This is a genomic window from Rhodoferax sp. GW821-FHT10B06, assembly GCF_059415605.1.
Map to the genome: position 1 here is coordinate 1 of NZ_JBWKNO010000037.1, position 1,539 is coordinate 1,539.

At 68.9% G+C, this 1,539-nt stretch carries 1 protein-coding gene; it reads right to left on the minus strand.

The genetic code is table 11. The features are described from left to right. Positions 1 to 1,539: amino acid adenylation domain-containing protein (locus AC07O2_RS25925; RefSeq protein WP_495234990.1), on the minus strand; the 1,539-nt coding region annotated here is incomplete at both ends.

The following is a 1,539-nucleotide window of genomic DNA, read 5'->3' on the forward strand; positions in this document are numbered from 1 at the left end:
CCGTATCAGCTGCGCCGGCACCATGTATTCGGGTAGTTGCTGCGCCAGTTGCTGGCGCAGCTGTTCTTCTTGCAGTGGTTCTTCCTGCTGCTCTTGCTGCTGGGCCACCCAGTAGCCCAGCAGCTGCGCACTGGCGCCCTCCCCGTGCACCACCACTGCGGCTTCACGCATGCCCGCACAGGCCAGCAGCCGGGCTTCGATCTCGCCCAGCTCAATGCGCAGGCCGCGCAGCTTGACTTGGTGGTCCAGCCGGCCCAGGTAGTCCATGCCGCCGTCGGCTCTCCAGCGGACCTGGTCGCCGGTGCGGTACAGGCGGCTGCCCTGGCCCCAGGGGTCGGGGATGAAGCGTTCGGCGCTCAGGCCGGGGCGCTGGTGGTAGCCACGGGCCAGCTCGGGGCCGCCCAGGTAGAGTTCTCCGGCCACCCCCACGGGCAAGGGGTTGAGGCTGTCGTCCAGCACCCAGGCGCTGCGGTTGCCCACGGCCGTGCCTATGGGCAGGTAGGGGCTGTGCTGCCACTGTGCCGGATCGCTGTCCGGGGTGGTGGTCCACAGCATGGGGGAGATCACGGTTTCGGTGGGGCCGTAGCCGTTGATCAGGGTGGCCGGGGCGAAGACCTGGCGCACGCGTTCGAAGTGTTCGCGTGACAGGGCTTCGCCACCAAAGGCGAGTACACGCAGGGCCAGGGCCGGGGTATCCGGCGCAGGATGCTGCAGCAAGCTGTGGGCGGCTTCGGCCAGCTGAACCAGGTAGCTGGGGGGGAAGGCGGCAACGGTGGTGCCGTGGTGGGCCATCTGGGTGCAGGCCTGGGCCGGGCTCCACAGGCTGGGGTCGCTGATGAGGAGCTCGGCTCCGAACAGCAGGGGCATGAGCCAGTATTCATGGGCCAGGTCGAAGTTGATGGAGGCGAAGTGCAGGACTTTGTCCTGCGGCCCCATCTGGTAGCGCTGGCCTATGGCCTGGCAGTGCCGGGCCAGGGGGCCGTGTTCGACGCAGACGCCTTTGGGCTGGCCGGTGGAGCCGGAGGTGTAGATGAGGTAGGCGCTTTGGGCGGGGTGGATGGCCACGGCGGGTGCGGTGGCGGGCCATGCCCCTTCCGTGTCTTCAGTGTCTTCGATGCAGAGGATGTCCAGGCTGTCGGTCTGTGTCTGTACCCAGGGGGTGTCCAGGCCGCGCTGGGTGAGCAGGTGGCGGATGCCGGCGTCCTGGCACATATAGGCCAGGCGCTCCGATGGGTAGCCGGGGTCCAGGGGGACGAAGGCGCCGCCGGCTTTGAGGATGGCCAGGAGGGCGATGACCATGTCCGGGCTGCGCGCCATGCTGAGGCCGACGCGGACTTCGGCGCCTACGCCGTGGGCGATGAGGCGGTGGGCCAGGCGGTTGGAGCGTTCTTCCAGGTCGTGCCAGCTGACGACGGTGTCGCCCTGGCGCAGGGCGGTACGGGGGCCCAGGGTGTGGGCCTGGGTGCCCAGGGCCTGGGGGAGTGGGATGAAGGCTGACGGCTTTGGGTGCAGGGCTGCGGTGTTCCAGTGCTGCTGTTG